The sequence below is a fragment of the Streptobacillus felis genome (assembly GCF_001559775.1).
Classification (GTDB): Bacteria; Fusobacteriota; Fusobacteriia; order Fusobacteriales; family Leptotrichiaceae; genus Streptobacillus; species Streptobacillus felis.
The window spans coordinates 1-271 of record NZ_LOHX01000188.1; the positions used below are offsets into that span (position 1 = coordinate 1).

Annotated in this window: 1 pseudogene; it reads right to left on the reverse strand. The window is 37.3% G+C overall.

Features of this window, described 5'->3' with window-relative positions:
* Nucleotides 1–271, reverse strand: a pseudogene (locus AYC60_RS08315) (F0F1 ATP synthase subunit alpha); the annotation flags it as partial.

The following is a 271-nucleotide window of genomic DNA, read 5'->3' on the forward strand; positions in this document are numbered from 1 at the left end:
AGAGAATCCCGCATTGATAACTGGTCTCAATCCTGAATTAAATAAGTCTGTTTCTAGGAATATTTGTCCATCTGTAATTGATATAACGTTAGTAGGAATATATGCTGATATATCTCCTACCTGTTTTTCAATTATAAGTAGTGCAGTAATCGATCCTCCACCTCATTCATCTGATCACTTCGCTGCTCTTTCAAGCACACTTGAATGTCAATAGAATACATCACCCGGCTATGCTTCACTCCCAGGTGGTCTTTTTAATACTAACGACATT